This is a genomic window from Rhodococcus sp. p52, from assembly GCF_000763325.2.
Lineage (GTDB): Bacteria > Actinomycetota > Actinomycetes > Mycobacteriales > Mycobacteriaceae > Rhodococcus > Rhodococcus pyridinivorans.
Map to the genome: position 1 here is coordinate 626,757 of NZ_CP016819.1, position 26,637 is coordinate 653,393.

General features: G+C 65.7%; 25 protein-coding genes and 2 pseudogenes. 11 read left to right on the forward strand and 16 right to left on the reverse strand.

Features of this window, described 5'->3' with window-relative positions:
- Nucleotides 1-125: 125 nt before the first annotated feature.
- The 3 genes from IM25_RS02710 to IM25_RS02720 all read right to left on the reverse strand — a co-directional run bounded on the left by IM25_RS02710 (nt 126) and on the right by IM25_RS02720 (nt 4,596).
- A complete protein-coding gene (locus tag IM25_RS02710) occupies nt 126-1,565 on the reverse strand; it encodes a sugar transferase (RefSeq protein ID WP_033096258.1) in 1,440 nt (479 codons plus the stop codon).
- Nucleotides 1,566-1,833: 268 nt separating this feature from the next.
- Nucleotides 1,834-3,900, reverse strand: coding sequence for a heavy metal translocating P-type ATPase (locus IM25_RS02715; RefSeq protein WP_052039936.1), 2,067 nt, complete (start codon nt 3,898-3,900; stop codon nt 1,834-1,836).
- Between the two features lie 48 nt (nt 3,901-3,948).
- A complete protein-coding gene (locus tag IM25_RS02720) occupies nt 3,949-4,596 on the reverse strand; it encodes a DUF305 domain-containing protein (protein ID WP_084295065.1) in 648 nt (215 codons plus the stop codon).
- 190 nt (nt 4,597-4,786) lie between these two features.
- On the opposite strand from IM25_RS02720, the gene IM25_RS02725 reads away from it, so the two are divergent.
- The gene (locus IM25_RS02725; RefSeq protein ID WP_033096259.1) at nt 4,787-5,473 is read left to right on the forward strand and encodes a response regulator transcription factor; all 687 of its coding nucleotides are present in this window, start codon (nt 4,787-4,789) and stop codon (nt 5,471-5,473) included.
- Entirely contained in the window at nt 5,470-6,588 is a 1,119-nt protein-coding gene (locus IM25_RS02730; RefSeq protein WP_065995725.1) for a sensor histidine kinase, read from the forward strand. Before IM25_RS02725 ends, IM25_RS02730 begins: the two co-directional genes overlap by 4 nt.
- Here IM25_RS02730 and IM25_RS02735 read toward each other — a convergent pair.
- From IM25_RS02735 to IM25_RS02755, 6 genes and pseudogenes are all read right to left on the reverse strand, one after another.
- The gene (locus tag IM25_RS02735) at nt 6,579-7,016 is read right to left on the reverse strand and encodes an SRPBCC family protein (protein WP_033096261.1); all 438 of its coding nucleotides are present in this window, start codon (nt 7,014-7,016) and stop codon (nt 6,579-6,581) included. The genes IM25_RS02730 and IM25_RS02735 overlap by 10 nt on opposite strands.
- Before the next feature lie 107 nt (nt 7,017-7,123).
- Nucleotides 7,124-8,182, reverse strand: coding sequence for an MBL fold metallo-hydrolase (locus IM25_RS02740; RefSeq protein ID WP_232333382.1), 1,059 nt, complete (start codon nt 8,180-8,182; stop codon nt 7,124-7,126).
- A gap of 169 nt (nt 8,183-8,351) precedes the next feature.
- The gene (bsh, locus tag IM25_RS02745) at nt 8,352-9,323 is read right to left on the reverse strand and encodes a choloylglycine hydrolase (RefSeq protein WP_033096263.1); all 972 of its coding nucleotides are present in this window, start codon (nt 9,321-9,323) and stop codon (nt 8,352-8,354) included.
- A 123-nt stretch (nt 9,324-9,446) separates the two neighbouring features.
- Nucleotides 9,447-10,976 (reverse strand): sugar transferase, encoded by a 1,530-nt coding sequence (locus tag IM25_RS02750; protein ID WP_065995726.1) that lies wholly within the window; start codon nt 10,974-10,976, stop codon nt 9,447-9,449.
- A 540-nt stretch (nt 10,977-11,516) separates the two neighbouring features.
- Nucleotides 11,517-11,668, reverse strand: a pseudogene (locus tag IM25_RS26635) (hydroxyquinol 1,2-dioxygenase); the annotation flags it as partial.
- Nucleotides 11,669-11,695: 27 nt separating this feature from the next.
- Nucleotides 11,696-12,226 carry a nuclear transport factor 2 family protein gene (locus IM25_RS02755; protein ID WP_033096265.1) on the reverse strand — a complete coding sequence of 177 codons (531 nt, stop codon included), beginning with the start codon at nt 12,224-12,226 and terminating at the stop codon, nt 11,696-11,698.
- Nucleotides 12,227-12,571: 345 nt separating this feature from the next.
- Here IM25_RS02755 and IM25_RS02760 point away from each other — a divergent pair, with 345 nt between their 5' ends.
- From IM25_RS02760 to IM25_RS02775, 4 genes are all read left to right on the forward strand, one after another.
- Nucleotides 12,572-13,744, forward strand: coding sequence for an acyl-CoA dehydrogenase family protein (locus IM25_RS02760; protein WP_033096266.1), 1,173 nt, complete (start codon nt 12,572-12,574; stop codon nt 13,742-13,744).
- A gap of 27 nt (nt 13,745-13,771) precedes the next feature.
- Complete coding sequence (gene bphC / locus IM25_RS02765) at nt 13,772-14,683, forward strand: biphenyl-2,3-diol 1,2-dioxygenase (protein WP_033096267.1); 912 nt, start codon at nt 13,772-13,774, stop codon at nt 14,681-14,683.
- A gap of 159 nt (nt 14,684-14,842) precedes the next feature.
- Nucleotides 14,843-15,508 carry an IclR family transcriptional regulator gene (locus IM25_RS02770; RefSeq protein ID WP_033096268.1) on the forward strand — a complete coding sequence of 222 codons (666 nt, stop codon included), beginning with the start codon at nt 14,843-14,845 and terminating at the stop codon, nt 15,506-15,508.
- Between the two features lie 70 nt (nt 15,509-15,578).
- Entirely contained in the window at nt 15,579-16,361 is a 783-nt protein-coding gene (locus IM25_RS02775; protein ID WP_033096387.1) for an IclR family transcriptional regulator, read from the forward strand.
- Here the strand turns inward: IM25_RS02775 and IM25_RS02780 are convergent.
- Complete coding sequence (locus tag IM25_RS02780; RefSeq protein ID WP_006553087.1) at nt 16,343-17,131, reverse strand: SDR family NAD(P)-dependent oxidoreductase; 789 nt, start codon at nt 17,129-17,131, stop codon at nt 16,343-16,345. The genes IM25_RS02775 and IM25_RS02780 overlap by 19 nt on opposite strands.
- A gap of 108 nt (nt 17,132-17,239) precedes the next feature.
- Between IM25_RS02780 and IM25_RS02785 the strand changes: the two genes are divergently transcribed.
- Nucleotides 17,240-17,827: a TetR/AcrR family transcriptional regulator gene (locus tag IM25_RS02785; protein ID WP_019290968.1), complete on the forward strand. Its 588-nt coding sequence runs from the start codon at nt 17,240-17,242 to the stop codon at nt 17,825-17,827.
- 36 nt (nt 17,828-17,863) lie between these two features.
- Here IM25_RS02785 and IM25_RS02790 read toward each other — a convergent pair whose 3' ends face one another.
- From IM25_RS02790 to IM25_RS02805, 4 genes are all read right to left on the reverse strand, one after another.
- Nucleotides 17,864-19,000: a Rieske 2Fe-2S domain-containing protein gene (locus tag IM25_RS02790; RefSeq protein WP_033096269.1), complete on the reverse strand. Its 1,137-nt coding sequence runs from the start codon at nt 18,998-19,000 to the stop codon at nt 17,864-17,866.
- Between the two features lie 58 nt (nt 19,001-19,058).
- Nucleotides 19,059-19,328, reverse strand: coding sequence for a hypothetical protein (locus IM25_RS02795; protein WP_033096270.1), 270 nt, complete (start codon nt 19,326-19,328; stop codon nt 19,059-19,061).
- Nucleotides 19,329-19,504: 176 nt separating this feature from the next.
- Nucleotides 19,505-20,911 (reverse strand): sensor histidine kinase, encoded by a 1,407-nt coding sequence (locus IM25_RS02800; protein ID WP_065995727.1) that lies wholly within the window; start codon nt 20,909-20,911, stop codon nt 19,505-19,507.
- The gene (locus tag IM25_RS02805) at nt 20,908-21,615 is read right to left on the reverse strand and encodes a response regulator transcription factor (protein ID WP_024101966.1); all 708 of its coding nucleotides are present in this window, start codon (nt 21,613-21,615) and stop codon (nt 20,908-20,910) included. The genes IM25_RS02800 and IM25_RS02805 overlap by 4 nt, the downstream gene beginning before the upstream one ends.
- A 133-nt stretch (nt 21,616-21,748) precedes the next feature.
- Between IM25_RS02805 and IM25_RS02810 the strand changes: the two genes are divergently transcribed.
- From IM25_RS02810 to IM25_RS02825, 4 genes are read left to right on the forward strand one after another with little or no spacing between them, the layout of a single operon-like run.
- A complete protein-coding gene (locus IM25_RS02810) occupies nt 21,749-22,591 on the forward strand; it encodes a polyphosphate polymerase domain-containing protein (RefSeq protein ID WP_019290963.1) in 843 nt (280 codons plus the stop codon).
- Between the two features lie 28 nt (nt 22,592-22,619).
- Nucleotides 22,620-23,297: a DUF4956 domain-containing protein gene (locus IM25_RS02815; RefSeq protein WP_006553093.1), complete on the forward strand. Its 678-nt coding sequence runs from the start codon at nt 22,620-22,622 to the stop codon at nt 23,295-23,297.
- Entirely contained in the window at nt 23,297-24,766 is a 1,470-nt protein-coding gene (locus IM25_RS02820) for a CotH kinase family protein (protein ID WP_084294951.1), read from the forward strand. The genes IM25_RS02815 and IM25_RS02820 overlap by 1 nt, the downstream gene beginning before the upstream one ends.
- Before the next feature lie 41 nt (nt 24,767-24,807).
- Complete coding sequence (locus tag IM25_RS02825) at nt 24,808-25,605, forward strand: enoyl-CoA hydratase (RefSeq protein ID WP_033096272.1); 798 nt, start codon at nt 24,808-24,810, stop codon at nt 25,603-25,605.
- A gap of 249 nt (nt 25,606-25,854) precedes the next feature.
- On the opposite strand, the gene IM25_RS02830 is transcribed toward IM25_RS02825, so the two are convergent.
- Together IM25_RS02830 and IM25_RS26350 are read right to left on the reverse strand one after the other, a co-directional pair.
- Nucleotides 25,855-26,142: a hypothetical protein gene (locus IM25_RS02830; RefSeq protein ID WP_033096273.1), complete on the reverse strand. Its 288-nt coding sequence runs from the start codon at nt 26,140-26,142 to the stop codon at nt 25,855-25,857.
- A 44-nt stretch (nt 26,143-26,186) separates the two neighbouring features.
- A pseudogene (locus tag IM25_RS26350) lies at nt 26,187-26,348 on the reverse strand (PaaI family thioesterase); the annotation flags it as partial.
- Nucleotides 26,349-26,637 lie beyond the last annotated feature (289 nt).

The following is a 26,637-nucleotide window of genomic DNA, read 5'->3' on the forward strand; positions in this document are numbered from 1 at the left end:
AGCCCCCGCCGGAAGGGCATGCCAGTAACCTTCCGGCGGGGCTCGACGTCACCGTGCAGGGGACGGCGACAGCCTGAGACACTACCGTGAAGTTGATCTTGGGGCGAGAATCGCTCGATCGAAGATCAGTACGCGCCTTCGCTGGCGACGACCGCCTTCACGGTCTTCATGATGATCAGGACGTCGGAGACCATGGACCAGTTCTCCACATACGACAGGTCCAGACGCACCGACTCGTCCCACGACAGGTCCGAGCGGCCGCTGACCTGCCACAGGCCCGTGACACCGGGACGCACCAGCAGGCGACGCTTGACCCGGCCGTCATAGCTCTCCACCTCGCGACGCAACGGCGGGCGCGGACCCACCACGCTCATCTCGCCGCGCACGACGTTGATGAACTGCGGCAGCTCGTCGATGCTGAACCGGCGCAGGACCCGGCCGACACGAGTGACGCGCGGATCCTCTCTCATCTTGAAGAGCAGGCCGGCGCCCTCGTTCTGATCGAGCAGCTTGTCGACCAACTTGTCGGCGTTCTGCACCATCGAGCGGAACTTGATCATTCCGAACGGGGTGCCGTCGATACCGATGCGCTCGGACTTGTAGAAGATCGGACCGCCGTCCTCGAGCTTGATCAGCAGCGCAACGATAGCGAAGACCGGAGCCAGACACAGCAGCGCGGCGAGCGAGAAAGCGAGGTCGAACAGACGTTTCCCGCTGCGCTTCGCACCGTGATAGCTCGGCTTCTCCACATGGATCAGCGGCAACCCGGCAACCGGGCGCATCTCGATGCGCGGGCCGGCGACATCGACGACGCCCGTCGCCACCACCAGATCGGCGCGCTCGGGTTCGAGCTGCCACAGCAGGTCGCGGATGCCTTCGTGGCCGAGGGTCTCGGTGGCGGTCACCGCGACGGTGTCGGCACCCGAAGCACGCAACGCTTCGACGACGGTGCTCTCGTCGCCGTGGATCGGGATCTTCCGTCCGTCCACATCGATACTCTCGCCCGGCACACCGGAATACCGCGGCACGCACACGCCCACCACGCGATAACCCTCACCACTGCGGCGCTGGAACGTGCCGGCCATGTGGCGAACTGCGCGGGCGCCACCCACCACCAGCACCGACGTCGTGAACTCACCCTTCCGGCGCCGACGTGCGACAGCTCGTCGCCAGACCCACCGGAAGAAGAGCAGTCCCGCGAGACCCACGGGCAGAGCGATGGCGAGATAGCCGCGCGCAAGCTCCATCCGGAAGATGAGCGCCACGATGGCAACGAGACCGAAAAGATTGAGCGTCGCCGAAACGACGCGCTGATACTCCTCGAAGCCGGCGCCGATGACCCGCCTGGAGCGGGTACGGAACAGGGAAAGAAATGCGATCCACGCCGCGCCGAACGCAACGGAGATCAGCGTGTAACTCAGCGTTCCGACGCCGTCCATGGTGACGAGCGAATCCTGCCCGAACCGCATCACATGCGCGAGCGCAATGGCCAGCACGACGACCAGAGCGTCGGTGACGAACAAAGTGTTGACGTAGGACTTCTGCCATCCCCATCTGGTGGACATCCGAGTACCGGCCGGAGCGCCGGTACTGGTGTCGATAAGCGAAAGGTCATGTGCAGCATCGTCGTTCGTGTGACGAACTGTGGTCATGACGGAAGAACCCTCATAGTGTGTCTCCTCCCCGAGACGCTTCGACGCTCGAGCACCTCCCTGCACTCGGACGTCGACAACCCCGTATATCGATGCCGCGTCCTCCGTAGCGACTCCGATACGTTATGCGATTGAGATCGTCTCACAGAAGTGTCGCTCGCGCGCGTCAACAAAAGAGAAGTTATCGGGAAACTCGTCCGTCGGTAGCGTGCCCGGGGTCGAGATCGAGGCGCCTGAGCGTCTGCGCGTTGAGCGCGACGACGATCGTCGACGCCGACATGAGCACCGCGGCCACGGCCGGCGAGATCGCGATACCGGCGAAGGCCAGCACACCGGCCGCCAACGGAACGGCGACGACGTTGTATCCGGTTGCCCACAGCAGGTTCTGCCACATCTTGCGGTAACTCGCGTGCGAGAGCTTGATGATCGACAGCACTGCTCGCGGATCGTTCGCGGCGAGGACGACACCGGCCGACTCGATCGCGACGTCCGTGCCCGCTCCGATCGCGATACCGACGTCGGCTCGCGCGAGGGCAGGCGCGTCGTTGACCCCGTCGCCGACCATTGCGACGGTGTGCCCGCGCTTCTGCAATTCGGCGACCTTCGCGTCCTTGTGTTCCGGGAGCACTTCCGCGAACACTTCGTCGATGCCGAGATCGGCGGCCACGGCGTCGGCCACCTGCTGGGCATCACCGGTGATCATCGCGACCTTCACGCCCCGCGCATGCAGGGCGTCGACGGCCTGCCGCGATTCGTCGCGCACGGTGTCCTCGAGCGCCACCGCGCCGAGCACCCGACCGTCGGAGGCAACGTGCAGCACCGATGCACCACGGCGCACCCATCCGTCAGTGACCGCGGCGACGTCGTCGGGCACCGATAGTTGCAGGGACGACAGCATGGACGGTCCGCCGATCGTCACCTCCACACCGTCGACCAGTCCGCGCACGCCGCGGCCGGGCAACGAGCGGAAGTCCGTCACCGCCATCCGCTCGGCCGACGGGACGCGGGCATCGGCGGCGGCGACGATGGCTCGCGCGACCGGGTGCTCACTGTCGGCTTCGACCGCAGCTGCCAGGGCGAGCAGATGTTCCTCGTCGGTTCCCGCCGTCGCGACGACACCGGTGACCTGATGCTTGCCCTGCGTGAGGGTGCCGGTCTTGTCGAACAGCACTGCGTCGACGGTGCGCATGCGTTCGAGTGCCAGCCGATCCTTGACGAGCACACCCGCGCGAGCCGCGCGTTCGGTCGAGATCGCGATCACCAGCGGAATCGCCAGACCCAGCGCATGGGGACAGGCGATGACCAGGACGGTCACGGTACGCACCACGGCTTCGTCGAGATTGCCGAGCAACGTCCACACGACAAAGGTGAGAGCACCCGAGATTGCGGCGAAATAGAAGAGGAAGGCCGCGGCGCGATCCGCCAGCGCTTGCGCGCGGGACGAGGACGCCTGGGCATCGGCGACCATGCGCTGGATGCCGGCCAACGCGGTGTCCTCTCCCACCGCCGTGATCCGCACCCGGAGCGCGCTGTCGGTGGCGACGGTGCCCGCGACCACCGTGTCGCCGACGTCGCGGGTGACGGTCTTGGATTCACCGGTGACCATCGACTCGTCGACCTCGGCGGTCCCGTCGATGACGGTGCCGTCGGCGGGCACGCGCGCTCCGGCACGCACGAGCACCACATCGTCGAGGGACACTTCGTGCAACGGCACCTCGACGACACCATCGTCGGTGACCTTCTCTGCGGTGTCCGGCAACATCGCGGCCAGTGCTTCGAGTGCACCGGACGCCGAACCCAGCGCCCGCATCTCGAGCCAGTGACCGAGCAGCATGATGACGATCAGCAGCGCCAATTCCCACCAGAAGTCCAGGTCGAAACCGCCGACCTCGAGAGTCGTGGCCCACGACGCGACGAAGGCCACCGTGATGGCCATCGCGATCAGCAGCATCATCCCCGGTTGGCGGGAACGCAGTTCGGCCCAGCCTCCGGTCAGGAACGGCACGCCGCCATAGAAGAAGATGACGGTGCCCAGCACCGGTGGGATCCACTCGGTACCCGGAACATCCGGGAGGTGGTAGCCGAAGAGCTCGGCGACCATGTGGCTGAAGACCACGACCGGCACCGACAGGATCAGACTGACCCAGAACCGTCGCCGGAACATCTCGCCGTGGGCGCCGTGTCCCGCGTGACGATCGTGACCGGCGTGCTCGTGCTCGTGCGTGTGTTCGTGCACCTGCTGGGACATCGACAGCTCCTGACTCGGCCGACGGGACGAACCTACGACGCGGATCGGCTACAGAGTGGTCAACAACTGACGCATCGTGTCGATTTCCTTCTGCTGCGTGTCGGCGATGGTGCGGGCCAGCTCGACGGTCTCGGGATACTGCCCGTCCTCGATCTCGTCCTGCGCCATCTCGATCGCTCCCTCATGGTGGACGATCATCTGCTCCAGATACAGGCGGGCCGCGTCGACGCCCTGCGCGTCGGACAGTGCCTGCATGTCCTGTTCGCTCATCATCCCGTCCATGTGCGGCATGTCGTCCATGTGCGGCATGCCGGGCATGTCGAGTCTGTCCATCCGGGGAGTGTCCTCCCTGTGCATGGGCGGCATGCCCCACTCGTCGAGCCATGCCTCGAACTGCTCGATCTCGGGTTGTTGCTCTGCCTTGATCTGGTCGGCCAGCGCCCTCACCGGCTCCGGGATGCCGTCCTTTGCCAGCAGCATGTCGCTCATCTCGACGGCCTGCGCATGGTGCGGGATCATCATGCGCGAGAACATCACATCGTCCTGGTCGAACCGCGCGGAGTTCGCCTCGGCGGATGTCGGGGCCGAAGTGGCGGTCGCCGTGGTTGCTTCGTCGCCACCGGAATCACTGCACGCCGACGCTGCGAACGTCACCGCCAGCGCGATCGCACCGGCAGCCAGAGTCTTCTTGTTCATGATGTCCACCCTCGCGGGTGTGCTCCCGGGATCCGATGGAGATCGCATGAAGATTTGCTCAAGATCTGTGGGCGCATCGTCAGCACCTCTGCGGGTGACGATGATGGGTCCCATGCCTTCTTCTGCCCGTGTGACGGGACCTTCCGGCGGATCCGCACCCGTCCCGAGCTCGACCGCCCGGATGCGAGCCATGGTCGTCGAGGACGAGGGGTCGTTGGCGAAGCTCGTGGGTTCGTATCTCGAACGCGACGGCTTCGACGTGACGATCACCGGCGACGGATCCGAGGCCGTGACCCTCGCGCGGCAGGTCGACCCCGACATCCTGGTGCTCGACCTCGGCCTACCCGGACTCGACGGTGTCGAGGTGTGCCGGCAGCTGCGAACCTTCTCCGACGCGTACATCGTGATGCTCACCGCGCGCACCGAGGAAGTCGACACCCTGATCGGCCTGTCCGTCGGGGCAGACGACTACCTGACGAAGCCGTTCAGCCCGCGCGAACTCATGGCCCGCATCCAAGCGATGCTGCGTCGTCCCCGGACCACCGCGCGGGTCGTAGCGTCCGCGAGTCGGCAGACCCGGACGTTCGGGGGGCTGTCCCTCGACGTCGACGGACGGGAGGTCGCCGTGCGCGGCACGCCGGTCGCACTCACCCGCACCGAGTTCGACGTCCTCGCTGCCCTGGCGCAGGACCCGGGAGTCGTGTTCACCCGTGCTCAGCTCATCGCGGCCGTCTGGGGGCAGAATTGGGTCGGTGACGACCACCTCGTGGATGTGCACATCGGGCATCTGCGTCGCAAACTCGGCGACGACGCGAACCAGGGACGTTTCGTGCGCACCGTGCGGGGCGTCGGCTACCGGATGGGAACAGGACGATGACGTCCCACTCCCCCAGCACGACGAGTTTCGGCACCCGCCTGTTCCTCGCGCTCGTCGCCGTCGTCGTCGGATGTGCCGTCAGCGCATGGCTCGTCGCGTCCGCTCTCGCTCCCGGGATCTTCCACGACCATCTCGGACAAGCGGGGATCGATCACGATTCGAGCCAGGCCGCCCACGTCGAAGAAGCCTTCACCTGGGCCATCGTCCTCGCGTGGGGTCTGGCGGTCGCGATCGCAGTGCTGTTGGCCTCGGCGGTCAGTTGGTACATCGCGCGACGGATCCAGCGTTCGCTCGACACGGTGACCACCTCCACCGCACAGATCGCCGGAGGTCGCTACGACACCCGCGTCCCCAGCCCCGACCTCGGCCACGAATTCGACGAACTGGCAACCAGTTTCAACGAGCTGGCACGACGCCTCGAAGCCACCGAAATCGCAAGGCGCAGAATGCTCGCCGACCTCGGGCACGAAATGCGCACACCCATCGCCACACTCGATTCCTATCTGGAAGCACTCGAGGACGGCGTCCGCACTCTCGACGACGACACCCGGCAGATTCTGCGAGCCGCCACCCACCGGCTGAACCGCCTGGCACAGGACATCACCGCGGTCTCCCGGGCGGAAGAGCACCTCACCCGCATCCATCGGGTGCCCACTACCACCAGCACCCTCGTCGCCACGGCGGTCGACGCGGTGCGCGAGCAGTACGACGGCAAAGGCGTGACGTTGCAGGCCGAGGTCGTCGAATCTGCGCCGGTGACGGTCGATCCCGACCGGCTCGGACAGGGGCTGGCGAACCTGCTGGACAACGCCCTACGGCACACACCGGCAGGAGGAAACGTCACCGTCGCCACTCGCATCCTGGGCCGCGGCCGAACGGAGATCACCGTGACCGACACGGGCGCCGGCATCGCGCCCGATCACCTCGACCACCTCTTCGACCGGTTCTACCGCGCGGACACCGCCCGCGACCGGAATCACGGCGGCAGCGGCATCGGCCTGACGATCGCGCGGGCACTCGTCGAAGCCCACGATGGTCGCATCCACGCGCACAGTGAGGGACCGGGCTGCGGAGCCCGGTTCACTCTGGAACTGCCGACGGCGAGTCAGGCGTAATTGGACAGGACGAACTCGGTCAGCCCCTTCCGGACCGCTTCGACCGCATGCTTCTGCCCGCGCTTCAGCACGAAGCCGGGAACCGGAACCTTCGGTTCGAGCGACATGGTGACGTGCACCCGGGTGCCGCGCGCAATCTGTTCGAGGGCGTACTCCCCGTCCTGGCTGCGCTGCATCCCACTCTCGACGAGCGTCCACGACGTCGAACTCTCCGTCCACGAATGCTCGATGGTCTGGGTGTCGGAGAAGCCGAGCAGCGACAGGGTCATGCGGATCCGGAGCGGCCGGCCGTCGTCGTCCCGGGTGAGCACCTCGACGCTCTTGTGGGCCGACGACCACTCGGGGATGCGCTCGACATCCTCGAGGGCGCGCATCACCTGCTCGGGTGTGGCGTCGATATCGAAACGGTCGGAGACGCTGGCCGCCATGTCGGGTCCTCCTCGTCGGGAAACGCGGTACAGGGACCAGATGCCCCCGGATACCGCACGGCGAACCCCCGCCGATGGCGCCGGCGGGGTTCGGTCCGTGCTGTCGATCAGCTGTCGACCTGCACCTCGTCGCCGGTGATGAGGAAGGTCATCAGGTCGGTGCCGACGGTCAGCGGGCCGTCGTAGTTCTCGCGGGTGCGTTCGACGAGCATCTCATCCGAGATGCCGGGGACGCGGCCGGGGATGCCGTTGACGATGTGGCTGTAGACCGCCATCTTCGGCTGGGTCTGCTCGAAGATGTCGCCTGCCTGCTGCGGGTTCGTGTGATGCGCGTACACGCTGGGGAGCGCCGACGGATCCTCGAAGTCGGCGACCTCGTGCACCAGCACGTCGACGCCTTCACCGAACTTCAGGACGTTCTCGGTGGGAACGGTGTCGCCGCTGATGAGCACCGACTTGCCCGCATAGTCGACGCGATAGCCGACCGCCGGCTGGATCGCACCGACCGGATCGTGCTCCACGGTGAACATCGTGACGGTGACGCCGTCCTGGTCGAAGACGACGCCGTCTTCTGCGAACTCGTGCGATTCGATCGGCGTGGTCGCGGGATCGACTTCCTTGTCCGCGACGCGCGCGTCGATGTCGTTGCGGTAGGTGCTCTGCATTCCGTCGCCGATGTTCCGGACGCCGACGGGTCCGTAGAGCTGGAAGGCGCCCTCGCGCCCACCGAGTGCCGGGACGTAGCTACTCATCCAGAGGTCGGACAGACCGTTGATGTGGTCGGAATGGAAGTGGGTGAGGAAGACGGCGTCGACCTGACCGACCGGAACGCCGGCCTGCGTCAGGCGGACTGTGGCTCCGCGTCCCGCATCGAAGACGAGGTTCAGGCCGTTGGCCTGGACCAGCGTGGACATGCCGTAACGCTCGGTGCTCGGCACCGGGCTGCCCGTGCCGAGCAGCGTCACGCGCATTTCGCCCTCGGCAGGGGCGTCGGCCGCAGGGTGGGCGGAGTCCGAGGCAGAGCCGTCCGACTCCGCCGTTTCCTGCACAGTCTCCTGAGCAGCGGATTCTCCGGTGCTGCAGCCTGCGAGGACGAGCGCAAGCACACCCGACCCCACTACTGCCGCAGTGCGGAGTCGGCCGAATTCGAATGAGCGTCGTGACACCGGAGGTTCCTTCCGAGGGAATCAGAACTGTACGCACTGCGTACATCACGAACGCTGTGCGTACATACTGTGCGGGTCATCACAGCGGAAAGTCAAATCACGGTTGGGTGTCGGAGATCGAGAACGGCCCCGGAGTCGAAACCCCGAGGCCGTTCCGATCGAGCTGCGGTCAGTTCTGCATGAGGACCTGCTGGCTCTTCACCAGCGGATACGACGCCAGTTCGCTCCCGTCGAGATCCTCTTTGTGCATGTCCACACCGGTGATCTGACTGTTCTCGTAGGTGCGGTAGTAGTAGATGCCCCTGTGGGTGTTACAGCACGACGAGTAGATGGTGATCTCGTACTTGTCGTCGAGCCGAACACATCCCCGCTGCTGTTCCACAGAACCGAGGATGTGGAAGAACTGGCTGATCGCCTCGGACTCCGAGTCGCCCGACACCGAATTCACCTTGGTGAAGGCGGCCTTGACGAAGCGCGACATCGACGACAGGTCTCCCGGCAACCCCACAGCACCGAGGCCGCGACTGTAGGTATCGAAGGGGATCTCCTTCGAGAAGCGCGGCTCGGGTGGATCGACCGACAGACTCATGTAGTTGTTGATGTTGAACAACTGGATGTCGAAGGTCGGATTGTTCGTGAGGACCTGGATCGGGTTGTCGTGGACCTTCAAGCCCTCGGCGACGGATTCGACAGTAATGGACTCGTCCCGGTCGGAAATGATCCAGTGCAGCGGGGACGGCGGGAACTCCTCACTGAACGCAATGTCGACGATGCGCACGTCCGCAAGCGCGTCCCGCACCTGCGCGACGGTCTCGAACTGCCCGAGCACCCAGGGAATGAACTCGAACGACGCGACATTCGTCCCGTCCTCCGAAACGGGCTTGTAGTCGGCATTGTCGGGGAAGTTCAGCCCCGCCATGCTCAAGCCCTTCTCGCTGGTCGCGTCGTAGTAGAGCGGATAACCATCGGCTACCGTCGCCATGCCGATCATGGCGTGATGCGTCTTCAGTGGCGGCACCTTACGGAACTCGAACGGGAAGTTCCGCGGCGTGACCGTCACCGCTTCCCGGTAGGAGTATTCGAGGTCGAGATTCCGGCCGAAATAGTGGTCCTTGGCGGTGTAGTTGGCGGCTGTGCACATGCGGCTACCTCCGATCTGTTTTGCCCACGGTATCGGCATATTCGTGGACTCATGGCGGTTCGGCTAGTCCCATACGAGAACGGCCCCGGAGTCGAACTCCGAGGCCATTCTCTTCGCGCTTGCTCAGTAGGCGCCGTCGCTGGCGAGCACTGCCTTGACGGTCTTACCGATGATCAGCACATCGGAGACCATCGACCAATTCTCCACATACGACAGATCCAGTCGCACCGACTCATCCCACGACAGATCCGACCGACCCGACACCTGCCACAGCCCGGTCACCCCTGGGCGCACCAACAACCGGCGCTTGACCCGACCGTCGTAGGCCTCCACCTCACGCCGCAACGGCGGACGCGGACCCACTACGCTCATCTCCCCGCGAATGACGTTGAGGAACTGAGGGAGTTCGTCGATGCTGAACCGGCGCATGATCTTGCCGATACGAGTGACGGGGGGGTCGTCCTTCATCTTGAACAGCGGACCGGCACCCTCGTTCTGCGCCAACAGGGTGTCGACCATCGTGTCGGCGTTGGTGACCATCGACCGGAACTTGATCATCCCGAACGGCGTGCCGTCGATGCCGATGCGCTCGGCCTTGTAGAAGATCGGACCCCGATCCTCGAGCTTGATGAGCAGGGCGACGACCGCGAACACCGGAGCCAACGCCAGCAATGCCAGGCTTGCGAACGCCAGGTCGAAGATCCGCTTCCCCGAGCGCTTGGCCCCGTGATAGCTGGGCTTTTCGACGTGGATGAGCGGCAGACCAGCGACCGGGCGCATCTCGATCCGCGGACCGGCCACATCGACCACACCGGTGGCGACGACCAGGTCGGTGTCGAGCGGCTCGAGCTGCCAGACCAGATCGTGCAACCCGTCGCTGCCCAGGGTTTCGGTGGCGGTGACCACCACCGTGTCCGCCCCCGACAGCTTCAACGCCTCGACCACCGAGTGCTCGTCACCGTAGATGGTGATCTCCCGGCCGTCGACCTCGATCACATCCCCGGCGGCACCCGAATAACGGGGCACACAGACACCGACAACGCGATAGCCCTCCCCGTCCTTGCGGGAGAAGGTGCGGGCCATATGCCGCACCGCCCGCGCGCCGCCCACAACGAGTACCGACGTCTGGAAGTCGCCCCGAGCACGCTTGCGCGCGATCACCTTCCGCCACACCCAGCGCGACAACAGCAAACCGGCAAGGCCCACCGGCAGAGCGATGGCAAGAAAGCCGCGCGCGATCTGCTCGTTGGTGATGAGCGCGATGATGGCGATGGTGCCGAACATGGCGAGCGTCGCCGAAATGACTCGCTGATACTCGTCGTAGCCGGCGCCGATCACTCGACGCGACCGCGTGCGGAAGAGGCTCAGTGCGCCCAACCACGCAACGATGATGGTCGCGGAGGTCAACGAGTACTCGAGTTCTGCGCCCTCCCCGGCGAGCAAGAGTTCCTCGGATCCGAACCGCACCCACTGCGCCAACAGCACGGACAGCACCACGACGAGCGCGTCCGTGACGTAGAGCCGCTTGACGTAGGCGTTCTGCCACTTCCATCGATTGACGCCGGTGCCGGGCAACGCGTCCGCGGGGACACGTTTCGGTGCACCCCGCGGAGCGTCGGACGGGTCGAGCCCTCGATCATCGACCGTCGTCATCCCGCAGTCCTCCCCATAAGTGGTGTCTCCTCCCCGAGACAAAACTTTCCCGACGAGTCCAGCCCCGGCGGTGGAACCGGACTCGAGCGAGCGTTACCCGAACTATCCCTAAGAAATAGCTGAGCGTTACGTGTGAACTGAAGTCTTGTCGCAGATCAGCCGGGAAATCCAGACCCATCGTCCGAGACGGTCGTGGGGTTGTGTCCTGTGTTCGGTTGAACCTCTTGGGCTTCGAGTGCGTCTACCTGCATGTAGCCCCGCACGCCCGAAAAACCGAAAGTGACGACAATCACTTTTACGTAACGCTCTCGTCCAGGGTTCAGAGGCCGACGAACCCGGCCGCCAGAGCCGCAGCAGCGAATACTGTTACTGCGAGTTCACGAAACATCAAGAGTCCGCACGTAGTTGGCGGAGAAATGATGCGACTCGTACGGGAGGTGGGCTCACCAACCGAAGACACCGCATCTTGACGCGGTGAAACGGGGTTCGCCCGGCCTGTTGCAGGGGCGAACCTCGTTTCACCGCGTCAACCTGTGGGGGTCAGACGCCCTCGGGCGCGAGCACGATGTCGAACCGGGCCTTCGCCCAGGAGTGCGGTCCCCCAGATCGCGTCCGTCCGGCGTCGGCGTACCCGGCGCCTGCTGCGCGAACTCCTTGACGAGCGAGTCCTTCACGCCGAAAACGCTGTCGCCGAAGAATCCATCCCTGACGGGCGTCGTTCAGAGGCCCTTCAGGAAACTGAAGAAGCCCGGCGTGTGCACCTCGCGCAGGCGGGTGAGCTTGCGGTAGGAGATCAACCAGACACCGTCGACCTTGCGGTACTCCTCGTGATAATGCCCCCACCCGTGCAGCGACTCCTCGACGCCGTCGTTGTCCCACCACAGCTCGTCCTCCATCGCCCAGATGCCTCGCGCGGTGGTGGTGGATTCGAGGACGATCTCGGGGCAGTGGCCGTGGTGCGCCGAGGTGATCGACACCGGTCCGTCGAGGAAGTTGCTGATGGCGCGGGTGAGTGCCTCGCGTCCGACGACACGGCCGGGCTGTTCGCCGGTGCGGGGTTGTTTGTCGCTGGGGAGTCCGCCCCACGTCTCGCTCACGACGTCCTCGGTGTGCAAGGTGGGGTACAGCTCCCACTGCTTGGTGTCCATCACCCGCAGCCGGGCCGAGAAGACCTGCTCGATCTCGTGGATGGCGAGAAGCTGTTCGGCCGCAGACAGGTCGCTGGTCGGGCGGTCCGTGGTCTCGGTCATGGCGATCCTTCCGGAGCGGGCGGTCAGCTGCTTGTCTACCGATCGCCGGACGGAATCTCCTGCGACATCCCGTTGATCGGAACAACCGGCATCCTCGCGCGGTGAAACGGGTCCGGCGCGGCGTGTTGCAGGGGCGCGCCTCGTTTCATGGCGTCAACATGAGCGCGGGCCCCCTCCGAGTTGCCCAGGATGTTCCGTTCAACGGAAACACCGGTGCGCGCTCACATCACAGCTGGGACTGTTCGACACGCCACACCTGCACAGCGCAAGTCGCTCCGTACCGCGGAGCACCCCTCCACGTAGTCCCGGCTCGTCAGCAGCCGATTCCCAGGAAGAGTCACCGTCATGGGCCAAGTATTGGACAGGATCATGCAGCACGCGGACGAGATCCGCAGTGAAGGCATCGTCGGCGACGAGCAGATGCGACTGTCGGACATCTCGGCGAAGCACCTGCGCGACTCCGGCATCATCCGCATGTTGCAGCCGAAGGAGTTCGGCGGCGCGGAAGCCCACCCCCGCGAGTTCGCCGAGACCGTCATGTCCATCGGTGCTCTCGACGGTGCGACCGGCTGGGTGGCCGGCATCGTCGGCGTGCACCCGTGGGAGCTCACCTTCTTCGACACGAAGGCCCAGGAGGAGATCTGGGGCGACGACAACGACATGTGGATGGCGTCGCCGTACGCACCGATGGGTGTCGCGGTGCCCGTCGACGGCGGATACATCCTCAACGGCCGCTGGTCGTTCTCGTCCGGCACCGACCACTGCGGCTGGATCATGATCGGTGCTGCCGTCGGCGACAAGGACGGCAACCGTACCGGCAAGGTGCTGCACGTCGTGCTCCCCCGCTCCGATTACGAGATCGACCAGGACAGCTGGAACGTCATCGGCCTGCGCGGCACGGGTTCGAAGGACCTGATCATCAAGGACGCCTTCATCCCCGAGCACCGCACGCTCGACGCCGACATCGTGCTCAGCGGCAATGGCTGGCGCCACGCGGGTCGCGACGAGACGCTGTACAAGTTCCCCTTCTCGTACATCTTCCCGCTGGGCATCACCGCGTCGCTGATCGGCATGACCGAGGGCGCACTGGCCTGCTACGTCGCAGCGCAGAAGGAGCGCGTCCAGGTTTCGGGCATTCCGATCAAGGAGGACCCGTACGTCCTGTTCGCGATCAGCGAGGCGGCCGCCGAGATCTCCGCGTCGCGGCTCGCGCTGCTCGAGACCGTCGACCGCTTCTGGGACAAGACGGACCGCGGTGAGGAGATCAGCTTCGAGGAGCGCGCCATCGGACGTCGCACCCAGATCTCGGCCGCGTGGCGGGCCGTGCGGGCGATGGACGAGATCTTCGCGCGTGCCGGCGGTGCCGCGGTGCACCTGAAGACGCCGATGCAGCGTTTCTGGCGCGACGCACACGTCGGCCTGACGCACGCCATCCACGTGCCCGGCCTGATCTACCACTCCGCAGCTCTCACTCAGCTCGGTGGCGACCCGCAGGGCCCCTACCGCGCAATGATCTGATTCCCTTCCACTTTCGAGGACGACGACATGACTGAACTGAGAGGTCTCGGCTACCTCCGAATCCAGACGCAGGATGTGCCGCGCTGGCGCGCCCTGCTGCTCGACGGGCTCGGCATGGCCGAGGGAACCGGGCCCGAGGCCGACGGCTTCTACGCCCGCATCGACGAGCGTCGCTCGCGCATCCAGGTGCTGCCTGGCGAGTCCGACAAGGCACTGGCCGTGGGCTGGGAGGTGCGTGACGAGTTCGCGCTCCAGCGCGTGTGTGAGGCCGTAGAGAAGTCGGGACGCACCGTCGAGGTGCTCTCGCACAAGGAAGCGACCTACATCGACGCCGAGGGTGCCATCGCGTTCGAAGATCCGGCCGGAACCCGCCTCGAGGTGTTCTTCGGGCCGGTGCTCGACCACAGCCCGGTCGTGACGCGGTTCGGTGGACACTGGGTGACCGGCGGCCTCGGCCTGGGCCACGTCGTGCTGCCGACGGCGAACTTCGCCGAGACGTACGAGTTCTACACGCAGGTGCTCGGTTTCCTGCCGCGCGGCTCGATCCGCCTCGACGAGGACGGTCTCGTGCGCGTCCGCTTCCTCGGCATCAACGAGCGGCACCACAGCCTCGCGCTGTGCCCGGCTCCGCCGAACGAGGAACCCGGCCTGGTGCACTTGATGACCGAGGTCGACACCCTCGACGCGGTCGGTCAGGCCCTCGATCGGGTGAACAAGCTCGACTTCTCGATCTCGTCGACACTCGGCCGGCACACCAACGACAAGATGATCTCGTTCTACGTTCGTGCACCCGGAGGCTGGGACCTCGAGTTCGGCACCGAGGGCATGCTCGTCGACGAGCGTCACTACACGTCCGAGGAGATCACGGCAGATGCCTACTGGGGCCACGACCAGTCGGGATCCGAGCCGTTGAAGGCGTTCCTGCCACCCACTGCCTGACACCCCACGGTCCGTCCGACGAAATGCACCGCGACTTCCGGTCGCGGTGCATTTTCGTTGTTCCTGAAATTCGTTCTTCCGCGGAGCTCCGAGTGGCGCTACAGTCGTAGATACTCATTGATCGGTCGATCAATCAACGAACATGCCACGGAGAAGACCATGCCCGAAGTCCTCCCCACCCCCTCGTCCGTCATGGATCGCCTCGGCCTGCTGCTCGAACCGTTCCGCGACACGGACGGCCTCACCCTCACCGAGCTGTGCCGACGGACAGGCTTCCCCCGTTCGTCCGCTCATCGGATGCTTCTCCAACTCGTGCGGGTCGGGTGGATGCGTCGCAGCGGCACCACCTATCACCTCGGCCCGAAGATCGTCGAGCTCGGCGCCCTCGCGCAGGCACACGACCGGATCCACAGCGCCGCCCTCCGCTCGATGTACGACCTGCACCGAGAGACCGGCCTCGTCGTCCACCTGACCGTTCTCGACGACGACCAGGTCGTCTACCTGGAGAAGGTGAGCGGCGCGCAGTCCACCGACAGCACGTGGGCGGGCCAGCGGCACCTTGCCGAGGACACCGTCGCCGGCCTGGCGCTGCTGGCGCGACGCGACGGAACCCACCCCGCCCTGACGGGCAGCAACGGGCACTCACTCGTCGACGGTGTCGTACACGGAGGCGAGTGCTTCCGGCACGCCGTCGCCGCCTTCGCCGCGGGCGACGGCGAGATCGCCGCACTGTCGCTGGCCGGCCCGGTGGAGGCGATCAGCGAGGACGCGGTCCGACGGTTGCGTCGAGCCGCCGACCACCTGGAGACGACCTTGACCGCGTGACATCACACCCTGTCAACCGATCCGCTGATCAATCGATCAGTCGATGATCTCGATGCATTGCGAGGATCCCATGGCACTCGACGACGAGTTCTCCAACGCCTTCATCGCCCGCGTGGCCGGACTGCTGGACGAGTTCCACACCGGCGATCGGCTCACCCTCTCCGAGCTCTCGACTCGCACGGGTCTGCCCCGCTCGTCCACTCACCGCTTGCTCACCCAGCTCGTCGAGCACGGCTGGGTGAGCAAGCGCGGCAAGACCTACGCCCTCGGACGCACCCCCCTCGAATGGGGCGCGTTGGCGCGGAACCGCGACCGTCTGCACCGAGCAGCCCATCCCGTCCTGCACGACCTGCACTCGGCGACGGGTCTCGTCGTACACCTGGCGGTTCTCGAAGGTGGCGATGTGCGCTACGTCGACAAGGTCGGCCGCGGACCGGTCGCACTCCCCTCGCGCATCGGCGGACGGCAACCGGCGCATCGCACCGCACTCGGAAAGGCCCTTCTGGCCCACACCCGGCTGCACGCCGCCCACCCTGCGACCGGGTGCACGTACGCCACTGCTCCGAGGGCTGAGAATTTGCTCTCCCGCAACGAGATCGCACGTATCCGCGAGCGACGTGTCGCGCACGAGCGTGAGGAATCGGTGCCGGGTGTCGCGTGCGTGGCGGCGCCCATCGGAAACGGGCAGACGTGCGTGGGCGCACTGTCCGTGACAGGACCCGTCGACATCGTCGACACCGTCGGCCTGGCCACCCCGGTCCGGCTCGCGGCGCGGGCGGTGTGGCGTGCCCTGTCCCCGAGCGAATCTCGGCCACACCTCACCCGATCGGTGGGTCAGCGCACCAGCGCCTGACCTCCGTCCACCGGAAGCGAGTGGCCCGTGATGTAGCGGGCGGCCTCGCTGCACAGGAAGACGACAGCGGGCCCGATATCGGTTTCGGGATCGCCGAGCCGGCCGAGCGGGATCGAACTCGCGTACGCGGCCGCTTCGTCCGGTTCGCGTTCCGCCCACTCCTGCATGGCCACCGAATCGGCGAGCGGCAGAATCGAATTGACACGGATCCCGTCCGCCGCCCACTCACAGGCGGCGGTGCGGGTGAGAACCCGGATCGCTTCCTTCGCAGCGGCGTATCCGCCCGTCCCCGAGGGGTTCCACCGGATCCCGGCCGCCGATCCGAGATTGACGATCGAACCACCGCCACGCAGGTACGGATGGCAGGCCCGCATCATCCGCCAGGTCGCGGTGGGCCCGGATTCCATACCTCCGCGGTACACGTCCTCGTCGAGTTCGAGGAGCGTTCCCGGCGCCGGCGACTGCGCGTTGTTCACCAGGATGGACAGTCCGCCGAACTCCTGCACCACGGCGGCGACCGTCTCCTCGACCGCCGCACCATCGGTCACGTCGCACACATACGGCACCGCGCGACCACCACGGTCGGTGATCTCCACGGCAGTCGCACCGATCGTCTCCGCGGTGCGACCCACGACAGCAACAGCGGCGCCGGCGGCGGCGAGCGCGAGCGCAATCCCCCTCCCGATACCCTGACCTGCGCCGGTCACGAGAGCTGTGGCGCCTGCCAGCGGCGTAGCGGGAACGATCGGGTCCATCCGGGACACGGCCATGCATACTCCTGAAGACGTGAAGAACATGAACCCATTGATCGTTTGATCAATGGGTGTGGCAGAATACGGTCCGAAGCAGGCCTGTACGGGCCTTACGAGAGGACGACGGTGGACCCGCAGGAGCGAAAGCGGCAGATACTCGACCGGTCGGCGGAGATCTTCGCCCGCAAGGGGGTCACCGCCACCACCATCCGCGAGATCGCGGACGCGGTCGGTGTCTATTCCGGAGCGCTCTACCACTACTTCCCGTCGAAGGAAGCGATCGTCACCGAGCTCATCCGCGAGTACATCACCGACCTCAACGAACGATGCCGCGAGGTGCTGGCGCGGTCGCTACCGCCCGTCGAGCGACTCGTGGCATTCACACAGATCGCACTGGAGACCTCCGAGGACTACCACGGAGCAACCTCCATCTGGCGACGCGAAGGCGAGTACATGCGTGAGCGCGTCGTCGAGGCCGACATGGTCTCCTCGGCCGACGCCATGCAGGTCGCGTGGCGGGAAGCCATCCGCGACGGCATCGCCGAAGGCGTCTTCCGTACCGACATCGATCCCGAGACGTTCCGGGAACTGATCTACGACGCGGTCTGGCACGCCTCCCGCTGGTACCGGCCCGGTCCGGACCGTACTCTCGCCGCCCTCGCGCGCACCATCGTGTCGGTGTTCGTCGACGGTTTCCGTCGCCGCGAAGCGTGATCCGTCCCGCCGCACGCAGCGGGACGGATCATCGGATCACTCCGCCGAACCGGCGAGGTTCTCCTCGACCTCCTTGTGCCACGACTCGAGCGCACGCGAGGTGTCCACCTCGAACTCGAAGCGCTGCGTCATCTCGGGCGTGACGTCCTCGAGGTCGACGTAGAACTGGTTGTACCAGCGACGCAGCTGGTAGACCGGGCCGTCCCCCTCGGTGAGGAGCGGATTCTCGATGCGGGACTTGTGCTTCCAGATCTCGATGTCCTGGGCGAACTGCTCCTCGAGACCGTCGGTGAACATCTTCGCCATCTCGGCGGCCTGCTCCTCGGACATACCCTCGATCTTCTTGACGATCGTGCCGAACTGCAGCACGAACGAGTTGTTCGTGACCGGGTAGTGGCAGTTGATCAGCTTCGACTCGATGGTCGTGCCCTCGGAGACCGTGTAGATCGTGTCCAGCATGAAGGACGGACCGTAGTAGAAGGCATCCGAGATGGTCTGCGCCTCCGGCAGATCCATCTGCACACCGGTCTTGATGTCGTCGCGACCGTACGAGCGCATGTGCTGGCCGGCGATGTGCCCGTCGAAGACGTTCTTGAAGTACTCGGGCATCTGGAAGTGCACGTAGAAGAAGTGCGCCATGTCGACGACGTTGTCGACGATCTCGCGGCAGTGCGAACCCTCGACGTGGATGGTCGTCCACGTCCAGTCGCTCCACTGCCCGTCCTCGTAACCCTCGATCTCGGGGATCGCGAGTTCGGGAGTGGGCTCACTACCCTGCGGGCAGTGCCAGACGAACAGAACGCCGTTGCGTTCCATCGTCGTCCACGCCTTGGTGCGACCGAGCTTCGGCGTGCGACGCGCGTACGGTACGGCCTCACAACGGCCCTGTCCGTTCCAGCGCCAGTCGTGGAACGGGCACGCGATGGTGTCGCCCTTGATCTCACCGCGCGCGAGGTTCCCACCCATGTGCCGGCAGAAGGCGTCGAGCACGTGCAGCTTTCCTGCCGTGTCGGCGAAGACCACCAGATCGGTGCCGAACACCTTGACCTGGTGCGGCTTTCCGTCACGGAAATCCTTGGCGAGGCCGATACAGTGCCATCCGCGCGCGAAGCGGGTGGGGTTGGTACCTGGATCGATGTTGCGGATCTCGATCCGCTCCTGGGAGTCGGTCATGGTTTCTCCTGCGCTGACGAGAGCTGATGGGGCTGACGAGGGTCGAGGCGAACGACGGTCACCGGGCTGGGGCGACCGTCTCCGTGGAAGCGAGAGGAGCGATCGCAGGATCGGTCCGGTTCCCGGTCCGGATCACGCCGTCGGCCACCGCCTCGTCCACCGTGCGGTCGAGTGCCTCGCAGCGCATCACATAGGCACCCGGACCAGCGGTGGCGATCTCTCGGCACGACTGCCGGGCCTCGTCGGACCATTGAATGCTGGTATGAGCTGGGCTGTACTTCGCGACGAGCACACGAGCGCCGCAGGTGTGACAGGCGAGCGACTGCATTGTTGCCGGTTCCCTTCCTCGGATGAGCCGAGACTAGGAACCGCGATGTGTGCGGCGACACAGCTTTTCAGCCCAGCGGGACAAACGGAGTTCTATCGAACGCCCGGCGACTTCTCGTCACGCGGTGAAACGAGGTTCACGCGGCGTGTTGCAGGGGCGAACCCCGTTTCAGCGCGTCAGCCGGGGAGTAGCCGTGGGATGCGGACACGGAAGGTCGAGCCGACTCCCTGTTCCGACTCCACCTCCACTTTCCCGCCGTGCGCCGCGACCAGCGCGGCGACGATGGACAGACCCAGACCGCTCCCACCCGACGCGCGGGTGCGGGAGGCGTCGGCGCGGTAGAAGCGTTCGAAGACGCGCTCGCGGTCGTCGGGATCGAGACCGGGGCCGGTGTCGGCGACTTCCAAGATCGCATCGGAGTCCGAGGTACCCACCCGCACTGTGACATCGGCGTCTGGTGGGGTGTGAGTCAGGGCGTTTGTGACGAGATTGCTCAACACCTGACGCAGACGGGCGTCGTCGCCGAGAACCTCGGGAGTGCCTGGGCCGTCGATGATGTCGAGGGTAATGGTCCGTTCGGGTGCGACGGCGCGCGCGTTGTGCACCGCGTCGGCGGCGACCGCGAGCAGATCCACCGGGGAACGGTCGAGCGGACGTTGTTCGTCGAGTCGCGCAAGCATCAGCAGGTCTTCGACGAGCAGGCCCATGCGGCGGGCCTCGCGTTCGATGCGGTCCATGAGCATGACGGCGTCGGTACTCGCGCCCTGCCGGTACAACTCGGCGAAACCGCGGATGGTGGTGAGCGGAGTTCGGAGTTCGTGGCTGGCATCGGCGACGAAGCGACGCATCTTCTCCTCCGAGCGTCGCGCCGACTCCTCGGATGCTGCGGTTGCTGCGAAGGCTGATTCGATCCTGCCGAGCATGGCGTTGAAGGTCACCGACAACCGCCCGATCTCGGTTCGGGGATCGCCCTCGGGCACCCGCTCGCTGAGGTCGCCTTCAGCGATCGCGGCGGCGGTGCGCTCGACCTCGTCGAGGGGACGCAGGCTCATCCGCACGACGACACCGCCGCCCACCGCCAGTGCGACCAGCACGACCGCACCGATCACCGTCTGCAGCAGGACGAGGCTGTCCACCGTCTCGTCGGCCTCGGCCAGGCTCATCCCGACGGTGGTCACGACCCCCGACGTGTTCTCGGTGCTCATCCCCCGCCAGTGCGGACCGTCGTCGCCCACGGATCCGACGGTGACGGGCCTACCGGTCGGATCCTCAGGCACATCCGGTGCGGTCGACTCGTCGTTGACGACGAGCAGCACTTGTCCGTCGGCGTCGACGACCTGCACGTAGAAGGGGCTCGGTGGTCGCCGGGAGGGGGGGGCGTCCAGCGGTGGCGTCGGTGGCGGCTTGTCGGGTCGCGCCCAGGTCCGTGCGGCCTCCTCGAGGTCCCGGTCGACGCGCGACAGCAGAGAGTTCTGCAGAGCCGAGGTGACGGCAACACCCGACGCGAGCAGACCGATGCCGGCCAGGAGCACCAGGGCGGCCACCAGCGTCCAACGGAGTGGCAGCGCCCGCAGCCGGTTCATGTGCGGGGTTCCCGCATCACGTAGCCCACCCCGCGAACGGTGTGGATGAGGGGGACGTCGCCGATGTCCACCTTGCGTCGCAGATACGACACGTACGACTCGACAACCCCGACTTCACCGCCGAAGTCGTAGTTCCACACGTGCTCGAGGATGCGGGGTTTGCTCAGCACCGTCCCGGCGTTGAGCATGAAGTACCGCAGCAGCGTGAACTCGGTCGGCGACAGCGACACGGGCTTGCCGGCCTTGAACACCTCGTGGGTGTCTTCGTCGAGTTCGAGGTCGGCGAAGGTGATGCGGGAGCTGCGTTCGGTCTCGGACACCTTGCCGGCGCGGCGCAGGATCGTGCGCAGCCGGGCGATGACCTCTTCGAGGCTGAACGGTTTGGTGACGTAGTCGTCGGCGCCGAGCGTCAGGCCCGCGACCTTGTCCTCCACCGCGTCTTTCGCGGTCAGGAACAGCACGGGCGCGTCGATGCCGTCGGCGCGCAGGCGGCGCAGCAGGCCCATGCCGTCCATCCCGGGCATCATCACGTCGAGGATCACTGCGTCGGGCCGGAAGCGTCGCGCCTTGTCCAGTCCTTCGGCGCCGTTGCTCGCGGTCTCCACCTCGAAGCCCTGGAACTTCAGGCTCACGGACAGCAGTTCGACGATGCTCGGCTCGTCGTCGACGACGAGCACGCGCGCTTCGGGAATCCGGTCGGTCACGACTTCGATTGTCGCGGGTAGGGCTGGCACCGCGCTCGAGATTTCCTGGCGGGTTCCTGTGAGCTTTCCGATTGTCAGGAAGTTGCCAGGAGAACTCCACGGAACCTCGAGATCACGAGTGTGTGCTGTGGGGGTGAACAACGGCTATCAACAGACCGCGAGCAGACTGCACGCGTTCAACCGGTACGAGATCAAGTATTTCGTCGACGAGATGAAGGTGCCCGAACTACGGCGCGAGCTCGCCGCCCGGATGGACACCGATCCGTACTCCCCACACGGGGGCTATCCGGTGACGTCGCTGTACTACGACACCCCGGATCTGCGGTTCTACTGGGAGAAGATCGAAGGCTTGAAGTTCCGCCGCAAGGTACGCATGCGGCTGTACGGCGACCCGGCCGCATGCACCGACGACTCTCCCGTGCAGGTCGAGATCAAGCAGCGCGTCAACCGGGTGACGCAGAAGCGTCGCACTGCCCTCCCGTACGGCGTCGCCCTGCGATGGCTGAACGGACGCGAGGACATCGAGTGCGACGACTCGCAGCGGCCGTTCGTCGACGAGGTCTCCGGTCTCGTGGGGAATCTGGATCTGCGACCGATCGTGACCACCGGCTATCTGCGCGAGGCGTTCGTCGGACGCGACGCCGACCTCGGCCTGCGCGTGACGATCGACCACAAGGTGCACGGCCGCGACCGCGACTTCCACTTCGCGTCCGGCGCAGAGAACCGCTTCATCATCCCGCCGAAGCTGGCCGTCGTAGAGCTCAAGGCCAACGAGCGGGTGCCCTACTGGGCGACCGATTTGACGGCCCGGCTGGACATGTCGGTGATCCGGGTGTCGAAGTACTGCCAGTCGGTCGAGGCGTTCGGGCTCGCACCCCGGTCCCGTTTCGGTGCACCGGAACTGGTGTCGCCGGACGGCTCCGACGCGCGGGTACCCACCGATCTTCTGTCCACCGAACCGATTCCGGCTCGCTGACCTTCCCTTCTCCGAAACAAGGACGGATATGAACTTCGATTTCCAAGATCTCAGTGGCACGTTCACGACCTTCGACATCGTGGTGTCGCTGGCGTTGTCGTTCGTGCTGTCGAGCGTCATTGCGTGGGTCTACCGCTACACGCACAAGAACGTCTCCTACAGCCAGTCCTACGTACAGACGCTGGTGCTGGTCGGCATGGTCATCGCGCTCATCATGCTGGTGGTCGGATCGAACATCGCCCGGGCGTTCGCTCTCGTCGGCGCGCTCTCGGTGGTGCGATTCCGCAACGCCATCAAAGAAACTCGCGATGTCGGGTTCATCTTCCTGGTGATGGCCATCGGCATGACCACCGGTACCCGCTTCTACGTGCTCGCCATCGCGGCGACCGTCGCGATCTGCCTCGTACTGCTGATCATGAACAAGTTCAACTGGTTCACGCTCGATGTGCAGCGTCAGGTGGTCAAGGTGCAGGTGCCGCCGGAGCCGGCCTACACCAGCACCGTCGAGGACATTCTCATCAAGCACTGCAGTGAATACGAGTTGGTGTCCACCGAATCCGTCCGCGCCGGCGCTCTGGTGGAGCTGTACTACACGGCGCAGCTGAAGAAGGGCACGAGCTCGAACGACCTGATCGCGGCACTGAGCGCCGTCAATGCCGGCCAGCGGGTGAGCGTCCTGACCGGATACGACCAGACCGACCTGTGATGACTGCACCCACCCCGCGGCGCCGTCTGCGGCACCGGATACCGACCTCGCTGCGGCGGCACTGGAAACTGCCGGTGGCGTTCATCGCGTTCGTCGCGATCGTGGCCACGGCCTTCGGAGCGACACGCGTGCGGCCCTACATCACAGGCGACCCGACGATCATCTCCTCGGAGATCACCGAGAACGTCTCCGGCACAGTCGATCTGTTCGACACCTCCGCCACACACGAGTTGTCGCTCGAGATCGGCGACGCCGAGTACGACGACATGATCTCCGCATACGAGAAGGACGGCGACAAGGAGTGGGTGGTCGCCGATGTGGTCATCGACGGCACCCGCATCGACGACGTGGGTGTGCGCCTGAAGGGCAACTCGACGCTGCGCGGCCTGCAGGGCGAGGGTTTCGATCAGGCGCAAGGCCCGCCCGGGATGGAGGGCACGGTTCAGGTGGATCCGGAGGATCCGACCTCGTTGCCCTTGCTGATCCGTTTCGACGAGTACGTCGACGGTCGCGCGTATCAGGGCATGACAGAACTGTCGGTGCGGCCCGGCTCGCCGGTGATCAACGAGGCGATGGCGTTGTCGCTCACCGCCGAGACCGATCAACCGACCCAGCGGTACGCGTACACGATGTACTCGGTCAACGACAGCGCCACCGCGACGCGACTGGTGCTCGAGCATCCCGATGAGCAGTACGCCAACTCGCTGTTCGACTCCCCCGGCTATCTCTACAAGGCCGATGCGTCGTCGCGGTTCGAGTACGTCGGCGACGACCAGTCGGACTACGCCGACCAGTTCGAGGAGATCAATGCCGCCGACTCCGGGACGCTGCAACCCATCATCAGCTTCCTGAAGTGGATGGACTCGGCCGACGACGCAGAGTTCGACGCGCACCTCGCCGACTGGGTCGACGTCGAGTCCTTCGCTCGGTACGTCGCCACACAGAACCTGCTCGTCAACTTCGACGACATGGCCGGACCCGGTCAGAACTACTACCTCTGGTACGACCTCGACACGAAGAAGCTCTCGGTGGTCTCGTGGGATCTGAACATGGCCATGCAGGGTGATACTTCCGCAGGCCCGGACGACTCCATCTCCATGATGGGCGGCATGGGACCGGGCGGTCGCCCGCAGGGCATGGCGGGCGCCGCGCCACCGGAGGGGATGCCTCAGGCCATGCCACCTGGAATGCCTGGAGGTGAGAGTCGCGGACCAGGCGGCGGCAATACCTTGAAGACCCGTTTCCTCGACTCCGACGCCTTCACGGAGATCTACCACCGGGTGTATCAGGAGCTGTCCGAACAGATCTACGGCAACGGTCTGGCACTCGAGGTGCTCGACGCGGTGGCGGCGTCGGTGCCGACCTCCGACGGCCTCACTGCCGAGGCGCTGCAGGAGAGCGTCGACTCGATGCGCTCCTGGATCGGGGAACGTACGCAGGCACAAGTTCAGTGGATTCAGCCCCGCTGAGCGAGGTCGGATCCACCGAAGTTACGGATACTGTCGGGCCCATGACTTCCGAAGAAATCCTGCTCGTCGAGCAGCGCGATTCCGTCCGCATTCTCACCTTCAACCGCCCGGAGGCGCGGAATGCGCTGAGCTCGGCGCTCATCGATGCCCTGCGCACCGAGATCGCTGCAGCGGAGGCGGACGACGAGACGAACGTCGTGGTCCTTACCGGCACCGACCCGGCCTTCTGCGCCGGACTCGACCTGCAGGAACTCGGGGAAGGTGGAGGCAACCTGTCGCTGGTGTCCGGCGCCGACCTCCCCGTCGGTCATCCGTGGAAGCCCATCTCCAAGCCGATCATCGGCGCGGTGAACGGCGCCGCCATCACCGGTGGTCTCGAAATGGCACTCGCGTGCGACTTCCTCATCGCGTCCGAGCGCGCCCGCTTCGCCGACACCCACGCGCGAGTCGGCGTCCTGCCGGGTTGGGGACTCACCCAGCGCCTGCCCGCGGCGGTGGGTCCGGGCTTCGCGCGTCGCATGAGCCTGTCCGGCAACTTCGTGGGTGCCGAGGAGGCGCTGCGTGCGGGTCTGGTGACGCAGGTCGTCGCGCATGACGAACTGCTCGGCACGGCCGTGGAGGTCGCGCGGACGATCGCCGGCAACGACCAATCCGGTATGCGGGCGTTGCTCGCGTCGTACCGCCGGGCCGAGGAGCATGTCGTCGAACCGGCCCTACGGGTGGAGCAGCAGACCTCGGAAGAGTGGATGCGGGAGTTCTCGCCGTCGCGGGTCGCCGAGCGACGGGCTGCGGTGATCGAACGCGGAAAGTCCCAGAACGCCGTGAATCCCAAGTCCTGAAACGCCCATGACCAAAGGGCATTTCGGTCTAATCGGACACTTTTATCACAGAAATATAACAACTAGTGACGGCAGGTAACAGGCTTTGAGGCCTTCGCGAAGTATGGGACGGAAGTGAATCGATCTTGCGGATCCATTCACTTCCCGCGCCCGTTCGCGGGTGTGCCCATCCACAACAACATGGAGGTATTCCTATGCTGCTCGGATCTCTCGCACTGACCCTCGGTGGACTCCTCGCCGCCCTCGGCATCATTCTCTGACAGCCGGACCGATCGACTCCGCGCCCGCACCACCCCCTGCGTGCGGGCGCGGTTCGGTCCATTCGGACGGATCCACTTCCGGAGTCCGGAAAACTGTTTCCTCGTCACACTTTTCGGACATCTTCTTCTCGAGTTCGTCATTCTCGCGCTGCGCCATCTCGGGGTCGACGTCCTCACCCGGGACGGGTCCGGGATCTGTAGCCGGCGCGCCCTGACCGGGATCGGCCGCGTCGATCTCGTTGGAGCCGGTGTGCTTGATCGGGAGAAACGGTTCCATGCTTGCCATGAATACGGATTCCCGACACCGATGCGCGCAAACAACTACTCCGGCAACGGAACGTTCTGCAGTCGCAGCTGACCGCGAGCGAGGACCTTGCCGGTCGTGGTGTCGGTGATGAGCACCAGCCACAGTTGCTGAGTCCTCCCCTGCTGCAACGGTTCTGCCGTGACCGACGCGCGGCATCCCGTCGTCGAACGCAGGAAGTGGCTTCCTCGACGACGAAGCCGCTCGCCTCGACGAATCGGCTCGGCGGCTTCTGCCCGTAGTCCTCGATCGTCGGACGAGCCTCGGTAGTTCCGGTCATCGCCCTGCTCCAGTGGGGGGACAAATACTGTGCAGATCCCGACGGCCCGTCACTGCTCATCGAACACCGCGACTGTGGCGCTTCGGTCGAAGCGGTCGTGCAATGCGCCCACGGCCACGGTCCGCTGCGGCCGAGCGAGTCGCAGACCCGGCCGGGTCCGACCGCGCGAAAACTCCCCGAGGGCACGA

Coding starts and splice junctions, on each gene's coding strand:
- IM25_RS02710 (WP_033096258.1), bottom strand. CDS start 1,565: ATGTCCACCAGATGGGGATGGCAGAAGTCCTACGTCAACACTTTGTTC.
- IM25_RS02715 (WP_052039936.1), bottom strand. CDS start 3,900: ATGTCCCAGCAGGTGCACGAACACACGCACGAGCACGAGCACGCCGGT.
- IM25_RS02720 (WP_084295065.1), bottom strand. CDS start 4,596: ATGAACAAGAAGACTCTGGCTGCCGGTGCGATCGCGCTGGCGGTGACG.
- IM25_RS02725 (WP_033096259.1), top strand. CDS start 4,787: ATGGTCGTCGAGGACGAGGGGTCGTTGGCGAAGCTCGTGGGTTCGTAT.
- IM25_RS02730 (WP_065995725.1), top strand. CDS start 5,470: ATGACGTCCCACTCCCCCAGCACGACGAGTTTCGGCACCCGCCTGTTC.
- IM25_RS02735 (WP_033096261.1), bottom strand. CDS start 7,016: ATGGCGGCCAGCGTCTCCGACCGTTTCGATATCGACGCCACACCCGAG.
- bsh (WP_033096263.1), bottom strand. CDS start 9,323: ATGTGCACAGCCGCCAACTACACCGCCAAGGACCACTATTTCGGCCGG.
- IM25_RS02750 (WP_065995726.1), bottom strand. CDS start 10,976: ATGACGACGGTCGATGATCGAGGGCTCGACCCGTCCGACGCTCCGCGG.
- IM25_RS02755 (WP_033096265.1), bottom strand. CDS start 12,226: ATGACCGAGACCACGGACCGCCCGACCAGCGACCTGTCTGCGGCCGAA.
- IM25_RS02760 (WP_033096266.1), top strand. CDS start 12,572: ATGGGCCAAGTATTGGACAGGATCATGCAGCACGCGGACGAGATCCGC.
- bphC (WP_033096267.1), top strand. CDS start 13,772: ATGACTGAACTGAGAGGTCTCGGCTACCTCCGAATCCAGACGCAGGAT.
- IM25_RS02770 (WP_033096268.1), top strand. CDS start 14,843: ATGCCCGAAGTCCTCCCCACCCCCTCGTCCGTCATGGATCGCCTCGGC.
- IM25_RS02775 (WP_033096387.1), top strand. CDS start 15,579: ATGGCACTCGACGACGAGTTCTCCAACGCCTTCATCGCCCGCGTGGCC.
- IM25_RS02780 (WP_006553087.1), bottom strand. CDS start 17,131: ATGGCCGTGTCCCGGATGGACCCGATCGTTCCCGCTACGCCGCTGGCA.
- IM25_RS02790 (WP_033096269.1), bottom strand. CDS start 19,000: ATGACCGACTCCCAGGAGCGGATCGAGATCCGCAACATCGATCCAGGT.
- IM25_RS02795 (WP_033096270.1), bottom strand. CDS start 19,328: ATGCAGTCGCTCGCCTGTCACACCTGCGGCGCTCGTGTGCTCGTCGCG.
- IM25_RS02800 (WP_065995727.1), bottom strand. CDS start 20,911: ATGAACCGGCTGCGGGCGCTGCCACTCCGTTGGACGCTGGTGGCCGCC.
- IM25_RS02815 (WP_006553093.1), top strand. CDS start 22,620: ATGAACTTCGATTTCCAAGATCTCAGTGGCACGTTCACGACCTTCGAC.
- IM25_RS02820 (WP_084294951.1), top strand. CDS start 23,297: ATGACTGCACCCACCCCGCGGCGCCGTCTGCGGCACCGGATACCGACC.
- IM25_RS02825 (WP_033096272.1), top strand. CDS start 24,808: ATGACTTCCGAAGAAATCCTGCTCGTCGAGCAGCGCGATTCCGTCCGC.
- IM25_RS02830 (WP_033096273.1), bottom strand. CDS start 26,142: ATGGAACCGTTTCTCCCGATCAAGCACACCGGCTCCAACGAGATCGAC.